The sequence below is a fragment of the Streptomyces sp. NBC_01013 genome (assembly GCF_045162765.1).
Lineage (GTDB): Bacteria > Actinomycetota > Actinomycetes > Streptomycetales > Streptomycetaceae > Streptomyces.
Genome location: NZ_CP108687.1, coordinates 4,101,411 through 4,119,988, shown reverse-complemented (window position 1 = coordinate 4,119,988; position 18,578 = coordinate 4,101,411). Strand labels below are relative to the sequence as shown.

General features: G+C 68.5%; 15 protein-coding genes and 1 riboswitch. Of the genes, 9 read left to right on the top strand and 6 right to left on the bottom strand.

Going from position 1 to position 18,578, the window contains the following annotated elements; all coding sequences use genetic code 11:
- Positions 1 to 32 precede the first annotated feature (32 nt).
- Complete coding sequence (locus OG538_RS17830; protein ID WP_406094725.1) at positions 33 to 1,163, bottom strand: cystathionine gamma-lyase; 1,131 nt, start codon at positions 1,161 to 1,163, stop codon at positions 33 to 35.
- A gap of 67 nt (positions 1,164 to 1,230) precedes the next feature.
- The gene (locus OG538_RS17825; protein WP_219567033.1) at positions 1,231 to 1,608 is read right to left on the bottom strand and encodes a phage holin family protein; all 378 of its coding nucleotides are present in this window, start codon (positions 1,606 to 1,608) and stop codon (positions 1,231 to 1,233) included.
- Positions 1,609 to 1,676: 68 nt separating this feature from the next.
- On the opposite strand from OG538_RS17825, the gene OG538_RS17820 reads away from it, so the two are divergent.
- The 4 genes from OG538_RS17820 to OG538_RS17805 all read left to right on the top strand — a co-directional run bounded on the left by OG538_RS17820 (position 1,677) and on the right by OG538_RS17805 (position 3,905).
- Positions 1,677 to 1,994, top strand: a complete 318-nt coding sequence (locus OG538_RS17820) for a cupin domain-containing protein (RefSeq protein WP_350988316.1) — start codon at positions 1,677 to 1,679, stop codon at positions 1,992 to 1,994.
- Positions 1,995 to 2,141: 147 nt separating this feature from the next.
- Positions 2,142 to 2,354, top strand: coding sequence for a DUF5326 family protein (locus OG538_RS17815; protein ID WP_406094723.1), 213 nt, complete (start codon positions 2,142 to 2,144; stop codon positions 2,352 to 2,354).
- A gap of 241 nt (positions 2,355 to 2,595) precedes the next feature.
- The gene (locus tag OG538_RS17810) at positions 2,596 to 3,366 is read left to right on the top strand and encodes an IclR family transcriptional regulator (RefSeq protein WP_406094721.1); all 771 of its coding nucleotides are present in this window, start codon (positions 2,596 to 2,598) and stop codon (positions 3,364 to 3,366) included.
- 101 nt (positions 3,367 to 3,467) lie between these two features.
- Positions 3,468 to 3,905, top strand: coding sequence for an SsgA family sporulation/cell division regulator (locus tag OG538_RS17805; protein ID WP_114245561.1), 438 nt, complete (start codon positions 3,468 to 3,470; stop codon positions 3,903 to 3,905).
- Between the two features lie 80 nt (positions 3,906 to 3,985).
- Here the strand turns inward: OG538_RS17805 and OG538_RS17800 are convergent, their stop codons facing one another.
- Positions 3,986 to 5,317, bottom strand: coding sequence for a YibE/F family protein (locus tag OG538_RS17800; RefSeq protein WP_406094718.1), 1,332 nt, complete (start codon positions 5,315 to 5,317; stop codon positions 3,986 to 3,988).
- A 70-nt stretch (positions 5,318 to 5,387) separates the two neighbouring features.
- Positions 5,388 to 5,521, top strand: a riboswitch (TPP riboswitch).
- Here OG538_RS17800 and thiC point away from each other — a divergent pair.
- The gene (thiC, locus tag OG538_RS17795) at positions 5,514 to 7,289 is read left to right on the top strand and encodes a phosphomethylpyrimidine synthase ThiC (protein ID WP_406094717.1); all 1,776 of its coding nucleotides are present in this window, start codon (positions 5,514 to 5,516) and stop codon (positions 7,287 to 7,289) included. (Overlaps the previous riboswitch by 8 nt.)
- A gap of 51 nt (positions 7,290 to 7,340) precedes the next feature.
- On the opposite strand, the gene OG538_RS17790 is transcribed toward thiC, so the two are convergent.
- From OG538_RS17790 to OG538_RS17780, 3 genes are all read right to left on the bottom strand, one after another.
- Positions 7,341 to 8,162 (bottom strand): hypothetical protein, encoded by an 822-nt coding sequence (locus OG538_RS17790; RefSeq protein ID WP_406094715.1) that lies wholly within the window; start codon positions 8,160 to 8,162, stop codon positions 7,341 to 7,343.
- A 181-nt stretch (positions 8,163 to 8,343) separates the two neighbouring features.
- Positions 8,344 to 9,402, bottom strand: a complete 1,059-nt coding sequence (locus tag OG538_RS17785; protein ID WP_406094713.1) for a metallophosphoesterase — start codon at positions 9,400 to 9,402, stop codon at positions 8,344 to 8,346.
- A 173-nt stretch (positions 9,403 to 9,575) separates the two neighbouring features.
- Entirely contained in the window at positions 9,576 to 10,685 is a 1,110-nt protein-coding gene (locus OG538_RS17780) for a LacI family DNA-binding transcriptional regulator (protein WP_406094711.1), read from the bottom strand.
- Positions 10,686 to 11,056: 371 nt separating this feature from the next.
- Between OG538_RS17780 and hisC the strand changes: the two genes are divergently transcribed.
- The 4 genes from hisC to cydD all read left to right on the top strand — a co-directional run bounded on the left by hisC (position 11,057) and on the right by cydD (position 18,541).
- Positions 11,057 to 12,136, top strand: a complete 1,080-nt coding sequence (gene hisC, locus OG538_RS17775; RefSeq protein ID WP_406094709.1) for a histidinol-phosphate transaminase — start codon at positions 11,057 to 11,059, stop codon at positions 12,134 to 12,136.
- 280 nt (positions 12,137 to 12,416) lie between these two features.
- Positions 12,417 to 13,925, top strand: a complete 1,509-nt coding sequence (locus OG538_RS17770) for a cytochrome ubiquinol oxidase subunit I (protein WP_406094707.1) — start codon at positions 12,417 to 12,419, stop codon at positions 13,923 to 13,925.
- Between the two features lie 19 nt (positions 13,926 to 13,944).
- Positions 13,945 to 14,946, top strand: coding sequence for a cytochrome d ubiquinol oxidase subunit II (cydB, locus tag OG538_RS17765; RefSeq protein ID WP_406094705.1), 1,002 nt, complete (start codon positions 13,945 to 13,947; stop codon positions 14,944 to 14,946).
- Positions 14,947 to 14,992: 46 nt separating this feature from the next.
- Positions 14,993 to 18,541 (top strand): thiol reductant ABC exporter subunit CydD, encoded by a 3,549-nt coding sequence (gene cydD / locus OG538_RS17760; protein ID WP_406094703.1) that lies wholly within the window; start codon positions 14,993 to 14,995, stop codon positions 18,539 to 18,541.
- Positions 18,542 to 18,578: the final 37 nt, after the last annotated feature.

Sequence of the window (18,578 nt, the reverse complement as noted above, 5' to 3'; positions counted from 1 at the left end):
CTCGGACCGTCCGTACCGTAAGGCATGGGGGCTCAGCCCCCCCTGACGGCCTCGGCCAGTGCACGTTCGACGTCGGCCACCAGGTCGGCGGCGTTCTCCGCTCCGACGGAGAAGCGGATGAAGCCTTCCGGCACGGCGTCGCCACCCCAGCGGGCCCGGCGCTCAGCGGTGGAACGTACACCTCCGAAACTGGTGGCGTCCTCGGCGAGACGCAGCGCCGAGAGGAAGCGCTCGGCGGTTCCCCGATCCGCGAGTACGAAGGACACGACGGAGCCGAATCGCCGCATCTGCCGCACGGCGTTCGGGTATGAGGGGTCGGTGGGCAGGCCGGGGTAGCGCAATCCGCTGACGTCCGGATTCCTGGCGAGGGCCTCGGCAAGGACGAGGGCGTTCGCACACTGCCGTTCGATCCGCAGTTCCAGCGTGGCCAGGGAGCGGTGAGCGAGCCAGGCCTCCATGGGTCCAGGGATCGCGCCGACCACCTTGCGCCAGCGACGCACCCCCGCTGCCAGCTCGGAATCGCGGCAGGTCACATGACCCAGCAGGATGTCGCCGTGGCCTGTCATGCCCTTGGTGTCGCTGGCCACCGAGAAGTCGGCGCCGAGCTCCAGCGGACGCTGGCCGAGCGGAGTGGCGAGGGTGTTGTCGACGGCCACCAGAGTGCCGCCCGCGTGCGCCGCCTCGACGAGCCGACGCACGTCACAGACATCGAGCCCGGGGTTGGACGGGGTCTCGATCCACAGGAGCCGGGCCCCCTTGAGGAGGGCCAGCTGCGCGTCGCCGCCGGTCGGGGCGGTGCGCACCTTCACGCCGTACGCCTCAAGCTGCGCACGTACCAGAGGAAGAGCCTGGTAGCCGTCGTCGGGCAGCACGACGACATCGCCGGTGCGCACGTGGGACAGCAGGACCGCCGAGATCGCCGCCATGCCGGAGGCGAAGACGGTGGTCTCGACGTTTTCGCCCGGCGCTTCGAGTTCGCCGATGGCCCGTTCCAGATGGGTCCAGGTCGGGTTGGTGTCACGACCGTAGGTATACGGTCCGGTCGGCTCGCCGGACAGATGGAAGTGTGCGGCAAAGACCGGGCCCGGGAGAGTGGGCTCGTACTGCTGCGGTTCCGGCAGACCCGCACGTACCGCCCGGGTTCCGTCGCCCATGGTGCTCATTCCGTTTCCTCGCTTCTCTCCCCGGTCTGTCGCCGGTCCAGCCTCACTGTTTCAGGTGACCAGGGCTTCAGTCCTCGTCGGGCAGGACGACGTTCAGCGCCCAGGAGACGATCGAAATGATCAGCCCACCGAGGACGGCGGTCCAGAAGCCGTCGACATGGAAGCTCAGATTCAGCACGTCGGCCAGCCATGAGGTCAGCAGCAGCATCAGGGCATTGACCACCAGGGTGATCAGCCCCAGTGTGAGGATGAAGAGCGGGAGTGTGAGCAGCTTCACCACCGGCTTCACCAGGAAGTTGACCAGGCCGAAGATCAGCGCGACCACGATCAGGGTCAGTATTTTGCGGCCGGTGCTGCCGCCGGTCAGCGTGATGTCGTGGAGCAGCCAGATGGCTACGGCCAGCGCACCCGCGTTGGCGATCGTCTTGACTACGAAATTCTTCATGTGTCTGATCGTGGCAGACATGATCGGTGGCGGACACCGGCTGGACAGAGGCAAGGGGCGGACGGGACATGAAGGCATTCAGACTGGACGAACTGGAGGCGGAACGGGCCGCCAACGACGGCGCCTACCTCCAGTTCGTCCGCGAACGGAACATGTCTGTCGGTCTGTACGCCCTGGACGCGGGCGAGCTCGACCCGCAGCAGCCGCACAACCAGGACGAGGTCTACTTCGTCGTCAGCGGGCGCGCTTCGATCACCGTGGGCATGGAAACGACGCAGGTGGGCAGAGGGAGTGTCGTATATGTACCGGCCGGCACCGCCCACAAGTTCCACCACATCACGGAGGACCTGCGAGTGATGGTGGTCTTCTCGCCACCCGAGGGCTGAGCCGCTTCTCCCCGTGGGCCGAGCCGCACCTCGGGGATCCCTAGGGGATCGATCAGGGGAGTTCAAGGGCTCCGGAGCCCCGCAGGCCGCCCCTGCGCCTCTAGCATCGAAGCAGGTACTCACAGAGACGAGGTAGGGACGATGGCGGTGCGGGAGATATTCGAGGGGATGCCCTGGTGGGTGAAGTGGATCGCGGTGCCCGTCATCGCGATCGTCGTGTTCGGTGGACTGATCGCCAGCATCGTCGGTTTTGTGATCTGGCTGCTGTTCAAGGTCCTGCTCGTCGTCATCCTGGTCGGCGGGCTCGTCTTCGTCGTACGGAAGTTCATGTCGTCCTCCTCCTCGCGAAGCGACTGGTAACCGCACGACCGGCCGGGCGATTAGCCCAGCTGAGCTAAGCGGAAGGCGAAACGGCACCCGGCCCGGATGCTCCCGATACAGTGGCTGTCCGCTGCCACCACCTGGGAAAACACCGTCAGTTGCCACCCTGACCGGTGGTTTGTATGGCATCCGGCCTTCTGGACCCCAGGCCTGCGGCAGATCTGTGGGGGCGGCCCCCACAGGCGGGCTGATCGCCCGTCACCATGCCTGGGGGTGACCGTTGACCACGGCATCGAGTACCGCTGTTCCGACGTTGATCGGATCGGTGCAGCGGGCGCTGCGGCTCCTGGAGGCTGTGGGTACCCACCGTGACGGGGCGCCGGCCAAGCAGCTCGCACGGGAGGCCGGACTCCCCCTTCCCACCGCCTACCACCTGCTGCGCACATTGACCCACGAGGGATATCTGCGCCGGGAGAACGGTGTCTTCCTCTTCGGCGCCGCCGCCGAGCGGCTGGTGGACGATGGCGCACTGCAGAATCGTCGCAGCCGAATGACCCAGTCCCTGGGGCGGTGGCGGGACATCATCGGCGCCCCGGTGTACTGCGCCGTCTACCGCGACGGTGAGATCGAACTCGTCGCGGTCGCGGATACCCCGGCCACGCCGGCAGTGGAGGAATGGGCGGCCTTCGGCGAGACGGGCCATGCCCACGCGATCGGTCAGTGTCTGCTGAGCCAGCTTGACGAGCAGGCTCGCGAGGATCACGTGGACCGGCATCCCGTGCGCCCGCTGACCTGTCACTCCGTGCGCGATCGGCCGGCACTCCTTGAGCGACTGCGGTCGATCGAGCGTACGGAACCTGTCATCGAACGACAGGAGTACGCCCTGGGAACGGTCTGCGCGGCCATCCCGATCACGGCCGGATTCACGGCTGCCGCAATGGCCATTTCGGTCCCCCTTGACCAGGAAGAACGGTTGCTCCCCGCAGTCGAACGACTACGTTCCGAAGTGGCCAGCCTCTTGCGTTCGTTCGTGTTCTCTATCAGTATCTGAAAAATCACTCCTTGTGATCTGCTATCGGGTGCACCACGATGGCGTCAATAGGGCCATGGGGGATCATTCCTGGCCAGATTCATCTACTGCGGGGTTGAACGATGCGCGAGTCGGTTCAAGCTGAGGTCATGATGAGCTTCCTCGTCTCCGAGGAGCTCTCTTTCCGTATCCCGGTGGAGCTCCGGTACGAAGTGTGCGATCCGTACGCGATCCGGATGACCTTCCATCTGCCCGGCGACGCCCCCGTCACCTGGGCTTTCGGCCGTGAGCTGCTGCTCGACGGTCTCAACAGCCCCAGTGGTGACGGCGATGTGCACATCGGGCCCACGGAGCCCGAAGGCCTCTCCGACGTCCACATCCGGCTCCAGGTGGGCGCCGACCGTGCGCTGTTCAGGGCCGGCACGGCACCCCTGGTGGCATTCCTCGACCGGACGGACAAGCTCGTGCCGCTCGGCCAGGAGTGCACGCTGGGTGATTTCGAGGGCAATTTGGAAGAGGCACTGGGACGGATTCTGGCCGAGGAGCAGAACGCCGGCTGACGAAGGCGGTGCCCATGGCCTGTATGCCGGTCGAACAGCACACCTGCCGAACGGGTGAATCGCTCTCCGTGTCCGGGCACTCAGGACCTCGTCCGGCGGCGGTGCCCCCTGCCGCTTCGCGCGGATGCCGGAGCTCCGGAATCTGCGGCGAGTCCGGTGCGGTCCGCGGAGACGACCAGTGCCGCGAGCGCGGTGGTCACAGGTACCGAGGCGACCAGTCCGATCGAGCCGATCAGTGTGCGCACGATTTCCTCCGCCACCAGTTCGCTGTTGGCCACCGTCCCCACGCCGCTCTGGGCGATCGAGAACAGCAGCAGCAGTGGAAGCGCGGCGCCCGCATACGCGAGCACCAGGGTGTTGACCACTGAGGCGATGTGGTCGCGCCCGATCCTGATGCCTGCCCGGTAGAGATCCTTCGCGCTCATCGTCGGGTCCGCCTGGTGCAGTTCCCAGACCGCCGAGGTCTGGGTGACCGTCACATCGTCGAGCACCCCCAGGGAACCGATGATGACGCCGGCCAGCAGCAGTCCGCTCATGTCGATGTGCGGATACAGGCCGTGGATGAGGCCGGTGTTGTCGTCGGTGTTCCCGCTCAGAGTCGCCCAGCCGACGAAGAGCGAGCCGAGGAGCCCGATCAGCAGCAGCGAGATCAGGGTGCCGATGACGGCGACGGAGGTGCGGGCTGTCAGTCCATGGCAGATGTAGAGGGCGATCAGCATGATGGCGCTTGCCCCCACGACTGCCACGACCAGCGGGTTCGAGCCCTGCAGAATCCCCGGAAGGATGAACAGGGTCAGGATGGCGAACGACAGGGCGAGTGCCACCAGGGCCATTACCCCGCGCATTCTGCCCACGACGACCACGACCAGCGCGAAGATCCCGGCCAGCAGCATCAACGGGAACTTCCGGTTCACATCGGTGACGGAGTACTGGAGGTCATGGGGCGCGTCGGGGGCGTAGGCGACGACCACCCCCTGCCCGTCCCGTAGTTGCCGGGGCGCGTCGGGCTGGACGACCTCGACGAACTTCCGGCCCTTGTCCTGCCCGCTCGTGATCTCGACGGTGGCCTTCTTGCAGAGGGCGGCCCCTTCGGCCCGCTCGCCCGTGGGCGGTGCGGTCTCAACGCTGAGGGGCAGCTGGGAGGCGTTCACGTCCTTGCAGTCGACTCTGTCGATGTTCACCACCTTGCCCTGTTGGGTCTGCCGGTCGAAGCCGACACCGGTGCGCTCGTGCGCCGGCGCACCACCGGGCCAGAGGACCACGAGCCCGACGACGACCGCGGCCGCGAACGGAATCAGCACGGCGGCGATCACCTTGCGCAGATGGCCGGAGACGGGAGCGGCGGGCCCGTGGCTGTGCGTGTGCGCGTGCTGATGGGCCTGTGTTTCGAAGTCGCTATGAGGGGACGTCACCGGCCGATCATCGCAACTACGGAAGGGCCCTCTGTTCAGTCGGCCGATGAGGGCGCTAGCGTGGTGGCACCTTTGCACACGCGGGAGCTCGGAGCACCGGGCTGAGAGGGCGCTGATCTCCGTACGTCCGTACGGGACTCGCTGCGCCGACCGCCGAACCTGTTACCGGGTAATGCCGGCGTAGGGAGTAGGTCTCATGACCACATCGGACACGCGCACGCCTGCCTCGAATGAGAACGACGAGGCCGGAAAGTCCATCGGATGGCACAAGGGGTACGTCCAGGGCTCACGCCCGGACCTCCGGGTGCCGGTCCGTCAGGTGCACCTCACCAACGGCAAGGACGTGACGCTGTACGACACGTCGGGGCCGTACACCGATCCCTCGACCGAGACGGACGTCCGCCGGGGACTGGCGCCGTTGCGGGAGAACTGGATCATCGCCCGCGGCGACACCGAGGAGTACACGGGCCGTCCCGCACGCCCGGAGGACGACGGGCTGAAGCACACGTCACCGCGCGGTGGGCTGCGCAATCTGGACGCCGTCTTCCCCGGCCGTCCCCGACAGCCCCGGCGCAGCCGGGACGGGCGCCCCGTCACCCAGCTCGCGTACGCCCGGCGGGGCGAGGTGACCCCGGAGATGGAGTACGTGGCGATCCGGGAGAACGTCGAGCCCGAGACCGTGCGCGAAGAGATCGCCGCGGGCCGGGCCGTTCTGCCGGCCAACGTCAACCACCCGGAGATCGAGCCGATGATCATCGGCAAGCGGTTCCTGGTGAAGGTGAACGCCAACATCGGCAACTCCGCGGTCTCGTCCTCCATCGAGGAGGAGGTGGACAAGATGACCTGGGCGACCAAGTGGGGCGCCGACACGGTCATGGATCTGTCCACCGGCCGCAACATTCACACCACCCGTGAGTGGGTTCTTCGCAACTCCCCGGTGCCGATCGGCACCGTGCCGCTCTACCAGGCACTCGAGAAGGTGGACGGCAGGGCGGAGGAGCTGACCTGGGAGATCTACAAGGACACCGTCATCGAGCAGGCCGAGCAGGGCGTCGACTACATGACGGTTCACGCCGGCGTGCGCCTGCCGTACGTGCCGCTGACGGCGCGCCGCAAGACCGGCATCGTCTCCCGGGGCGGCTCGATCATGGCGGCGTGGTGCCTCGCGCACCACACGGAGTCGTTCCTCTACGAGAACTTCGAGGAGCTCTGCGAGATCCTTGCCTCGTACGACGTGACGTACTCCCTGGGCGACGGGCTGCGGCCCGGGTCGATCGCGGACGCCAACGACGAGGCCCAGTTCGCGGAGCTGCGTACGCTCGGCGAGCTGAACGCGGTCGCCAAGCGGTTCGGGGTCCAGACCATGATCGAGGGTCCCGGACACGTTCCGATGCACAAGATCAAGGAGAACATCGACCTCCAGCAGGAGATCTGCGAGGAGGCGCCGTTCTACACCCTCGGCCCCCTGACGACCGATGTGGCGCCGGCGTACGACCACATCACCTCGGGCATCGGTGCGGCGATGATCGCCTGGTGGGGTACGGCGATGCTCTGCTACGTGACGCCCAAGGAGCACCTCGGTCTTCCTGACCGGGACGACGTGAAGACCGGGGTCATCACCTACAAGATCGCGGCCCATGCGGCTGACCTGGCCAAGGGCCACCCGGGGGCGCAGGAGTGGGACGACGCGCTGTCGGACGCCCGGTTCGAGTTCCGATGGGAGGACCAGTTCAATCTGGCCCTCGACCCGGACACCGCACGGGAGTTCCATGACGAGACGCTGCCGGCCGAACCGGCGAAGACGGCGCACTTCTGCTCGATGTGCGGCCCGAAGTTCTGCTCGATGAAGATCTCCCAGGACATCCGGCGCGAGCACGGCGGTTCACAGGCGGAGATCGAGGCGGGGATGGCGGAGAAGTCCAAGGAGTTCGCGGAGGCGGGCAACCGGGTCTATCTGCCCATCGCGGAGTAGGTCCCGGAGCTCGGGAGGCCCTGCGACGGGCCTCCCGAGCCCCTGAACCCGTCAGTCCAGCTCGTGTTCGGGTCCCCCGAAGTCGGGACTGGTGAAGTCCGGACTGGTGAACGTCGGGCGGGGCGCGGCGGCCGGGCCGTCGTCCGGGCTGGAGAAGTCCGGCCTGCTGTAGCCGATCTTCGGGATGCGGTTGGCCGAGCGGTGCGGGATGCGCGCGGCGGGGGCGGCCCCCGGGTCGGCGAGTGCGTCCCTCAGGAACGGCAGGATCCCGCGTTCCAGCAGGGCGTGCCGCCAGGCCTCCCTGGCGCGGGCCACGTCCTCCGGCAGCTCCTCACCCTGCTCCTCGTCGGCCGGCGAGGTCGAGCCGTTGCGCAGAGCGGTGAGGAGAAGACCGACCGCGGCGACGAGGATCGCGGCCGCCGTGGCCGCCGTGAAGAACCAGCCCGCGCCCACCATGGTGTCCGCGAACGAGGGAGGCGGGTCGAGCGCCTTGAGGATGTAGCCGATGAGCAGGAAGATCACCGCGGCCGTACCTGCCAGCATCGGGGCCAGCACGGTGATGACGGCTCCTATGCCGGCGCCCGACTGGTGGGCGCCGGACTGGCCCGTGTCGGGTTCACCGCCCTCGTCCCGGGCGGCCGCAGCGCGGATCTCCTCGCGAGCCTTCACGTAGTGCTCGTACTCGGTGGCCGCAGCCGCCGTGATCAGCGCCGTGGCGGCCATCGCCATGGTGCGCAACTGCACCGGGTTGAGCCGTTCTCCGACAGCGGCCAGATCCGGTCGTTCATGGGCGTGACGCAGTGCGTCGTCGAGGATCCGCTCGTACTCGGGCCGGTCCTCGGTCAGCAGGTGCGGAGCGCTGTTCATGTGCATCCCCCGATGCTCCGTAGGGCCTGCGTGCCCGTTCTAGCCGGGCAGTCGGGCGGAAACGGAGGAGAGCCTGCTACTGATACGCCGATGGTAGAGCGCCCACGGCACGGGGTGACAGGGGGTTTCCGGAAATAGGCCCAGTGGTCCGCGTGTTCAGGTCGGGATGCGTCTTCCCCGGAGAACGTCAGTCATGCAGCGGGAGTTGGACGACCAGTAGCTTTCCGGCCATGGTCACTCCGCCGTCCATGGCGATGGCGAGCCCGTCCGCGTACACGTGCGGTCCGTCCACCAGCGGCCCCGACCGGTCCTCGCCGTCCTCGGAGCCGACCTCGCCCAGAAGGTAGGGAATGGGGCTGTGACCATGGACGACGCGTCGGCCGCCGTAGGCCGCCATCAGCTCCTGCACGGCCTGCGGACCCGAGTCGTCGCGGAAGGCGAACCGCTTGGTCAACTTGCGGAAGAGGTCCCAGCACTCATCGGCGTCGTTCCGCGTGAGAATGGCGTGCACCGTGTCGTTGACGTCCTCGATGGTGGAGCCGTAGTCGAGGTACGCCGTCGTGTCCGAGTGCATCAGGAGATGGCCGTCCTCCTCGACGACGGCGTCGAGCCGGGACATCCACTGGAGGTGGACGTCCTGGAGCCGCTCCATGTCCGTCTTCTGGCCACCGTTGAGCAGCCAGGCGGCCTGGAAGGTGGCGGTGCCGGCGCCGGAGTTGACCGGGGTGTCCCCGAACCGCTTGGCGCCGATGAGCAGCAGCTCGTGGTTGCCCATCAGGGCCTTGCAGTAGCCACCGGCGGCCGCGGCCTCGGCGGACAGCCGCATCACGAGGTCGATGACGCCGATTCCGTCGGGTCCCCGGTCGGTGAAGTCGCCGAGGAACCAGAGTCGCGCGTTGCCCGCGGACCAGTTGCCCTCGGAGTCGATCAGGTCCTGTTCGGTGAGAGCGGCCAGGAGCTCGTCCAGATAGCCGTGGACGTCGCCGACGACGTACAGCGGTCCCAGATCCGGTTCCTGGGCCGGCCGCGGGTCGGGCACCGACCGTACCTGGACGGTGTCCTCGCGGCTGATCACGGGGAGGTCGCGCGCGGTCGGGGTGTACCCCTCCGGCGGCTCGCCCCCCGGGAAGGCGCTGCCCGGGTGCGACGGGGCCGGCGGCGCAGGGGACTGCGCATAGGGCGGTACGCGGAAGTCGCGCAACGTCGCCGTCCGCACCACGGGTTCCTGACCGGCCCCCTGTGTCATCGACCCCTCCACCACCGTCGCGCCGCCGTACACCTGACGGGCCCTGCTGGTCGGGGTGGTCCGCGGTGTCGTGCGCCCATCATAGGAATGAGGATCGTGCTCTGTGACGCACCAGGGGTGGTGAATCCGCGCGCACGCCAGGTTCATCGATCGATTAGTCCCTATTAGTCTGATCAATCCCCTGCCGGGGAGCGCGGTGCGCTGACCGTGGTGCGTGGCGGACGGCGTTGCGAGGAGGTCCGGACGATGAGTTCCGTCGGTATGACCTGTTCCACCGGTCCGTCCTGGTCGACGCCTTCGATGGCGTCGATGAGCAGCTGGACGACCGCCGTACCGATGCGGCGTGGTTTGAGCGAGAGCGTGGTGATGGGCGGCTCGGTCGTCGCGTACACGGTGGACTCGCTGCAGCAGACCAGCAGCAGGTCCTCCGGGACACGCAGGCCGTACCGGCGGGCGGCCGCCAGGAGATCCGTGCCGTTGGGGTCGAAGAGCCCGTAGACGGCGTCAGGACGGTCCGGGCGGGCCAGCAGGCGGTCGGCTGCCACCGCGCCGGCGCACGGGTCGTGGGCGGGATAGGACTCGTACACCGGATCCTGGCCGACGCGCTCGCACCAGTGGAGGTACGCGGTGGTGGACAGCCGGGTGTAGGTGTCGGTGGTGGTGCCGGTGAGCAGCCCGATGCGGCGGGCGCCGGCGGCGGCGAGGTGGTCGAGGAGGTCGAGAACGGCGGCCCGGTGGTCATTGTCGACCCAGGCGGTGACCGGGAGGGTCCCGGCGGGCCGGCCGTCGGAGACGACGGGCAGCCCCTGGCGTACCAGCTCGGTGACCACCGGGTCCTGGTCGGAGGGGTCGATGACGACGGTGCCGTCGAGCGCGACGTTCGACCAGACGTCGTGGCGAGAGGTGGCGGGAAGGATGACGAGGGCGTAGCCGCGGGCGAGCGCGGCCGAGGTGGCGGCTCTGGCCATCTCGGCGAAGTACGCGAATTCGGTGAAGGTGAAAGGTTCATCCCCGTAGGTCGTCACGGTCAGGCCGATCAGGCCCGACTTGCCGGTACGGAGCGTTCGGGCCGCGGCGGAAGGGCGGTAGCCCAGGCGCTCGGCGACCTCGCGGACATGGCTGCGGGTGGCGTCCGGGAGCCTGCCCTTGCCGTTGAGCGCGTCGGAGACGGTCGTGATGGAGACCCCGGCGGCGGCGGCCACGTCCCGGATTCCTGCTCGTCCCTGCCGACCCCGCCGGGGGGTCTCCGTCCGGCTCACCTGGTGCTTCCCTGCTGCTGTCATGGCGAGCCGATAGTAGGGCTCGGGCGGGCACTTGGCCCGACCGCATATTCACCTGCTGAGAGGCACGTTTCTGCAAGGTCATCAAGCCTCAATAGCCTTGGCAAACAAGGGGGTTATGGGGGTCAACCATCATGTGTCACGTGGCGGGCCGGATGAGCCTGCCGATAGGTACATGTCTCGAAGAGGTCTCAACTCACCTCTTCGGGGGACGCGCGCCACGGAGTGAGCCACCAGCGCACGCCAGGGCGGCGGGCGCTCCCCCTCATTCCGGGGCCCACCCGGCGAATCCGCGGTCCTGCCATTCGCAGCAGCGTCCAATCCTCATAAGGTGAGCAGTATTGATGTGTACAGACGGTCGAGGAGGACCTGCGGTGAGCGAGACGAGCCCCAAACTGCGCGCCGAGCTGGACGGCGTCCCCGCCTACGTGCCGGGCAAGCCGGCCGCGGCGGACGGACCGGCCGCGTTCAAGCTGTCCTCCAACGAGAATCCGTATCCGCCGCTGCCGGGGGTGATGGAGTCCGCCCTGGCCGCGGCCGCGCACTTCAACCGGTACCCGGACATGGCCTGCACCGCCCTGATGAACGAGCTGTCCGACCGTTTCGGTGTGCCGCTCTCTCATCTGGCCACCGGTACCGGTTCGGTCGGGGTGGCTCAGCAGTTGCTGCAGGCGACCTCGGGCCCGGGCGACGAGGTCATCTACGCCTGGCGTTCGTTCGAGGCGTACCCGATCATCACCCAGGTCAGCGGTGCGACGTCGGTGAAGGTGCCGCTGACCGACGGCGAGGTGCACGATCTTGACGCGATGGCGGACGCGATCACCGACCGGACCCGGATGATCTTCGTCTGCAACCCGAACAACCCCACCGGCACCGTGGTCCGCAGGGCGGAGCTGGAGCGGTTCCTGGACCGGGTGCCGGGCGACGTGCTCGTGGTGCTCGACGAGGCGTACAAGGAGTTCATCCGCGACCCCGAGGTCCCCGACGGCATCGAGATCTACCGGGACCGCCCCAATGTGGCCGTGCTGCGGACGTTCTCCAAGGCCTACGGTCTGGCCGGGCTGCGGGTCGGCTTCGCCGTGGCCCATGAGCCGGTGGCGGCCGCGTTGCGCAAGACGGCGGTGCCGTTCGGTGTCAGCCAGCTCGCCCAGGACGCGGCGGTGGCCTCGCTGCGTGCCGAGGACGAACTCCTGGGCCGGGTGGGTTCCTTGGTCTGCGAGCGGCAGCGGGTGCACGAGACTCTGGTGCGGCAGGGCTGGACGGTGCCCGAGTCCCAGGCGAACTTCGTCTGGCTGCGGCTGGGGGACCGCACCACCGACTTCGCCACGGTCTGCGAGAAGGCGGGGGTGGTGGTCAGGCCGTTCGCGGGCGAGGGCGTGCGGGTCTCGATCGGTGAGGACGAGGCGAACGACCTCTTCCTGAAGGTGACGGAGTCGTACCGCAAGGAGTTGTAGGGCAGGCATCGTCCGGGCCGACCGGCCCCGTACCTCGTTCGCGAGGGACGGGGCCGTTTGCGTGGGTGGGCGGGTGCGCGGCCCGGGGGATGTCTGCTTCGGGGGGAATGATCGCTACGTCCCCGAGGGGTGCCCCCGGTCTTACCTTCCGAAAGCGTGTGCGCCATAATTGCTTGTGAATGTGAACGCGTTCACAAGCGCGTCCTGATTCCTCCCGTGATCGGTGGGATTCAAAGGACAAACTGCCGGTGTAACGGCGGCGACGTAAGGAGAAGACGACGTGGAGCTGGCTCTGGCGCCGGAGACCCTGGCGCGATGGCAGTTCGGAACGACCACCGTCTACCACTTCCTCTTCGTTCCCCTGACGATCTCTCTCGCCGCGCTCACCGCCGGCCTGCAGACCGCCTGGGTGCGGACCAACAAGGAGAAGTACCTCAGGGCCACCAAGTTCTGGGGAAAGCTCTTCCTGATCAATATCGCCATGGGTGTCGTCACGGGCATCGTCCAGGAGTTCCAGTTCGGGATGAACTGGTCCGACTACTCGCGGTTCGTCGGCGACATCTTCGGCGCCCCGCTCGCGTTCGAGGCGCTCATCGCGTTCTTCTTCGAGTCCACCTTCATCGGGCTGTGGATCTTCGGCTGGGACAAGTTGCCGAAGAAGATCCACCTCGCCTGCATCTGGATGGTCTCGATCGGCACCATCCTCTCCGCGTACTTCATCCTGGCCGCCAACTCCTGGATGCAGCACCCGGTCGGCTACCGCATCAACAAGGAACGCGGACGCGCCGAGCTCACCGACTTCTGGCACGTGCTCACGCAGAACACCGCGCTCGCCCAGTTCTTCCACACCATCACGGCGGCCTTCCTGGTCGGCGGCGCGTTCATGGTCGGCATCGCCGCCTTCCACCTGGCGCGCAAGAAGCACATTCCGGTGATGCGGACGTCGCTGCGACTGGGGCTGATCACCATCGTGATCTCGGGCCTTCTCACCGCCGTCAGCGGTGACCAGCTCGGCAAGGTGATGTTCAAACAGCAGCCGATGAAGATGGCGGCGGCCGAGGCGCTGTGGGACGGGCAGAACTCCGCGCCCTTCTCGATCTTCGCGTACGGAGACGTCAGCAAGGGGCACAACTCCGTCGAGATCTCGGTCCCCGGAGTACTGTCCTTCCTCGCCGACGACGACTTCAACTCGTACGTCCCCGGCATCAACGACATCAACAAGGCCGAGCAGGAACGCTTCGGGCCCGGCGACTACCGGCCCAACATCCCCGTTGCCTTCTGGAGCTTCCGGTGGATGATCGGCTTCGGCATGGCGTCCTTCGGCCTCGGAATCCTCGGGCTGTGGCTGACCCGGAAGAAGTTCATGCTGCCGCCGGGGATGCGGACCGGTGAGGACGAGGTGCCCCATCTGGTCCTGTTCAAGAACAAGGCACTGAGCCCGAAGCTTGCCAAGTGCTACTGGATCGTCGCGCTGTGGACCCTGCTCTTCCCCCTGATCGCCAACTCCTGGGGCTGGATCTTCACCGAGATGGGCCGTCAGCCCTGGGTCGTCTACGGCGTCCTGCAGACGCGTGACGCGGTCTCCCCCGGTGTCTCGCAGGGCGAGGTGCTCACCTCGATGATCCTCTTCACGGTGCTGTACGCGGTGCTCGCCGTCATCGAGGTCAGGCTGCTCGTGAAGTACATCAAGGCCGGACCGCCGGAACTCACCGAAGCCGACCTCAACCCGCCCACCAGGATCGGCGGCGACCACGACGACGCCGACCGGCCCATGGCCTTCTCCTACTGAGAGCACAGGGAGCAGAGAGATGGAACTCCACGACGTCTGGTTCGTGCTCATCGCCGTTCTCTGGACCGGCTACTTCTTCCTGGAGGGATTCGACTTCGGGATCGGTGTCCTGACCAAGCTGCTGGCGCGGGACCGGAAGGAACGACGGGTCCTGATCAATACGATCGGGCCCGTCTGGGACGGCAACGAGGTCTGGCTGCTCAGCGCCGGCGGAGCGACCTTCGCCGCGTTCCCCGAGTGGTACGCCACGCTGTTCTCGGGCTTCTACCTGCCCCTGCTGATCATCCTGCTCTGCCTGATCGTGCGGGGTGTGGCCTTCGAATACCGGGCGAAGCGGCCCGAGGCGAAGTGGCAGACCAACTGGGAGCACGCGATCTTCTGGACCTCGCTGATCCCTGCCCTGCTGTGGGGGGTGGCCTTCGGAAACATCGTCCGCGGAGTGAAGATCGACGCGGACATGGAGTACGTGGGCAACTTCTGGGACCTGCTCAATCCGTACGCGATCCTCGGCGGACTGGTCACGCTCACCCTCTTCACCTTCCACGGAGCGGTGTTCGCCGGGCTCAAGACGGTCGGCGACATCCGCGCCCGGGCGCGCAGGCTGGCGCTGAAGCTGGGAGCGATCACTGCGATTCTCGCTCTGGGGTTCCTGATCTGGACCCAGATCGACTCCGGGAACGGCTGGAGCCTGATCGCGATGATCGTCGCCGCGGTGGCTCTGGTCGCAGCGATCGGAGCCATTGCGGCGGGGCGCGAGGGCTGGTCCTTCGCCTTCTCCGGGGTGACCATCGCGGCCGCGGTCGCCATGTTGTTCCTGACGCTCTTCCCGAATGTCATGCCGTCCTCGCTGAACGACGCCTGGAGCCTCACAGTCACCAACGCCTCGTCCAGCCCGTACACGCTGAAGATCATGACCTGGTGCGCGGGGATCGCCACGCCGGTCGTTCTGCTCTACCAGGGCTGGACGTACTGGGTGTTCCGCAAGCGGATCGGTACGCAGCACATCGCCGACGCGCACTGAACGCAGTGAGTGCCTTGACCGCGCCGAGCCCCATGGGGTGTTTCACGTGAAACCGATCGATCCACGTCTGCTCCGTCACGCTCGCGGCACCCGCCTGTTCCTGGTGGCGGTGGTGGTCCTCGGGCTGGCCGGGGCGGCGCTGGTCATCGCGCAGGCCATGCTCGTCGCCGAGGTGGTGGTGGGCGGCTTCGAGGACGGTCTCACCGGTGCGGGTCTGCGTACGCCGCTCCTTCTGCTTGCCGCGGTCACACTCGGCCGGGCCCTGGTCGCCTGGCTCACCGAGCTGGCCGCCTACCGGGCCGGGGCGGCGGTCAAGTCCGAGCTGCGGGGGCGCCTTCTCGCCCGGGCAGCGGAGCTGGGCCCTGACTGGCTGAGTGGGCAGCGCACGGGTTCTCTCGTGGCTCTCGCCACTCGGGGGATCGACGCGCTCGACGACTACTTCGCGCGCTACCTCCCGCAGCTCGGACTCGCGGTGGTGGTACCCGTGGCGGTGCTGGCCCGGGTCGTCACCGAGGACTGGATCTCGGCCGCGATCATCGTCGTCACGCTGCCGCTGATCCCGCTCTTCATGATTCTGATCGGCTGGGCCACCCAGTCGCGGATGGACCGGCAGTGGCGACTGCTCTCGCGGCTCTCCGGGCACTTCCTCGATGTGGTGGCGGGGCTGCCGACGCTGAAGGTCTTCGGCCGGGCCAAGGCCCAGGCCGAGTCCATCCGCACGATCACCTCGCAGTACCGACAGGCCACTCTGCGGACCCTGCGGATCGCGTTCCTGTCGTCCTTCGCCCTGGAACTCCTGGCGACGCTGTCGGTGGCACTCGTCGCCGTCACCATCGGCATGCGCCTCGTGCATGGTGAGCTCGACCTCTACACCGGGCTGGTAGTGCTGATCCTCGCGCCCGAGGCCTACCTGCCGATCCGGCAGGTAGGCGCGCAGTACCACGCGGCCGCCGAGGGGCTCTCGGCCGCGGAGGAGATCTTCGCAGTCCTGGAGACCGAGCCGCGCAGCGGCGGTACGCAGGATGTCCCCGGCTCGCTGCGGCTGGAGCTGGAAGAAGTGACCGTCCGGCACGCCGGTCGGTCAGAACCCTCGCTCGCCAAGGCCTCGCTGGTGGTGGACGAAGGGGAGACCGTCGCGCTGGTCGGACCGAGTGGCGTCGGCAAATCCACTCTGCTGAACGTGGTGATGGGATTCGTGGAACCCGACGAGGGTCGGGTGCGGGTCGGCGGAACCGATCTGGCGGACCTCTCCCCCGAGCGCTGGCGCGAGCGGGTGGCCTGGGTGCCGCAGCGCCCGCACCTCTTCGCGGGCACGGTCGCGGAGAACGTCCGGCTGGCCAGGCCGGGTGCGGACGACAGTGCGGTGATGGCCGCGCTGCGGGACGCCGGGGCGTACGACTTCGTGGCCGCGCTGCCCGAGGGTGCCCGCACGCTCCTCGGCGAGGACGGTGCGGGCCTTTCCGCGGGCCAGCGCCAGCGGCTCGCGCTCGCCCGGGCGTTCCTCGCAGACCGGCCGGTGCTGCTGCTCGACGAGCCGACCGCGAGCCTGGACGGCGAGACGGAGGCGGGCATCGTCGAGGCGGTGCGACGGCTTGCGGTGGGCCGGACCGTCCTGCTGGTGGTCCACCGGCCGGCGCTTCTGGCGGTGGCGGACCGGGTGGTGACGCTGACGCCTGCCGAAGTGGCCGAGCGGGTGCCACACGTGGCGTCGGCCGTGACGCCGGAGCCGGTGGGGGTACAGACAGCCGCTGGGGCGCCGCAGCCGGTGGCGGCTCCGACAGCGACCGAGCCGCCGAGTGGGCCCAGGGGCTCACGGGACACGACGGTCACTGGGCATGTGCTCACCCGGGTGAGGGAGGCTGCCGGCGCACAGCGTGGCAGGCTGCTGCTGGCCCTGGTGCTGGGGAGTCTGGCGACCGGTTCGGCCGTCGGCCTCATGGCCGTTTCCGGATGGCTGATCTCCCGTGCCTCCGAACAGCCCCCGGTGCTCTACCTGATGGTGGCGGTGACGGCGACCCGCGCCTTCGGGATCGGGCGGGCGGTCTTCCGCTACGCCGAGCGCCTCGTCGCGCACGACGCCGTGCTCCGGATGCTGGCCGAGCTCCGCGTCGCCGTCTACCGCAGCCTGGAGCGCATCGCGCCCGCCGGCCTGCGCCGGACCCGGCGGGGGGACCTGCTCTCGCGGCTCGTCGCCGATGTGGACGCCCTCCAGGACTACTGGCTGCGGTGGCTGCTGCCCGCCGGGACCGCGGTCGTCGTGGGGGCGGGAGCCGCCGGCTTCACCGGCTGGCTGCTGCCGGAGGCGGGGCTGGTGCTGGCCGCCGGCCTCCTGCTGGCCGGGGTCGGGGTCCCGCTCGTCAGCGGAGCCTGCGCCCGCCGCGCGGAGCGCAGGCTGGCACCCGCAAGGGCCGATCTGGCCACCCGGGTCACCGACCTCCTCGGCGGAACTGCCGAGTTGACCGTCGCGGGCGCACTTCCTGGGCGCCTGGACCGGACCCGCGACGCCGACGGAGCGCTGACTCGGATCGCCGCCCGGGCGGCGGCCGCCACCGCGCTCGGCGGCGGTCTCGGAGCCCTGATCGCCGGACTCACCGTGGTGGCTACCGCCCTCGTCGCCCTTCCGGCCGTCGCCGACGGGCGGCTGGCCGGAGTGACACTCGCCGTCGTCGTCCTCACCCCGCTGGCCGCCTTCGAAGCCGTGACCGGCCTGCCCCTGGCCGTGCAGTACCGCCAGCGGGTCAGGCGGAGCGCGGAGCGGGTGTTCGAGGTGCTGGACGCCCCTGCGCCGGTGCGGGAACCCGTCGTACCCGCCGAGGCTCCCGCATCGCCCTTCCCACTGGAGCTCCGCGGCCTGTCCGCCCGATATGCGGGGACCGGACACGATGCGCTGGACTCCATCGACCTCACGCTGGAGGCAGGCCGGCGCGTCGCGGTCGTGGGCACGTCCGGTTCCGGGAAGACCACGCTGGCCCAGGTCCTGCTCCGCTTCCTGGACGCGCAGACGGGGACGTACCGGATCGGCGGGGTGGACGCGTCCGCGCTGGACGGGGACACGGTCCGTCGGTTCGTCGGCCTCTGTGCCCAGGACGCCCACATCTTCGACAGTTCCATCCGGGAGAACCTGCGGCTGGCCCGTCCCGGGGCGACGGACGGGGAACTGTGCGACGCCCTCGCCCGCGCCCGGCTGCTCGACTGGGCACAGGCGCTGCCGGAAGGTCTGGACACGCTCGTCGGCGAGCACGGGGCGCGCCTCTCCGGCGGTCAGCGGCAGCGGCTCGCGCTGGCCCGGGCGCTGCTCGCGGACTTCCCCGTGCTGGTCCTGGACGAGCCGGCCGAGCACCTCGACCTGGTGACGGCCGACGCACTGACCCTGGACCTGCTGGCCGCCACGCGGGGGCGTACGACCGTACTGATCACCCACCGTCTTGAGGGGCTGGATGCCGTCGACGAGGTGGTGGTGCTGGAAGCGGGTGCGGTCGTACAGCGAGGCCCCTACGACGCCCTGGCTGCGGTGGACGGGCCGCTGCGCCGGATGCTGAAGCGCGAACGGGAGACCACGGTCGGATCCGGCGAGCCGGTGGGCGCTCATGCCTGAGATGTTCTGTTGGGCTCCAGCTCTCGACTTTCCCTGG